Here is a 337-nt window from a genome sequence, read left to right as displayed (position 1 = left end):
GCGACCGCATTGGCCGGTGGGGGAATCACCGGCAGCACGCCGCAGGCTGACCACGCCTCGGTCTGCGCAATACTGTAATACGCGCCGTCGGCGATCACGCAGTCGACGTTCGCCTCGACTGCCAGCATCGCATTCAGGCCCGCCTCGTCGGAGACGTTGTCCTCGGTAATCGCGATCTGGTGGACATTCATCTCCGGGTCGATCGACAGATGCATCTTGCGCCACGGCGTCTGGCTCGCGTCGCAGCCGTACTTCTGGCGATGCCATTCGCTGGCCCGGCCAAACTTCATCCCGCTGCTGTCGACGATCAAACTGATCGCCTCGCCTCTGGACAGGC

1 protein-coding gene is annotated in these 337 nt (G+C 63.8%); it reads right to left on the bottom strand.

Annotation, left to right across the window (positions count from 1 at the left end):
• Positions 1–337: transposase (locus tag AB3X89_RS40405; protein WP_368588084.1), on the bottom strand; the 337-nt coding region annotated here is incomplete at both ends.

It is taken from the genome of Paraburkholderia sp. BR14320, from assembly GCF_040948665.1.
Classification (GTDB): domain Bacteria; phylum Pseudomonadota; class Gammaproteobacteria; order Burkholderiales; family Burkholderiaceae; genus Paraburkholderia; species Paraburkholderia youngii.
The sequence above is the reverse complement of the archived record's forward strand: the minus strand, read 5'-3'. Positions and strand labels throughout refer to the sequence as shown.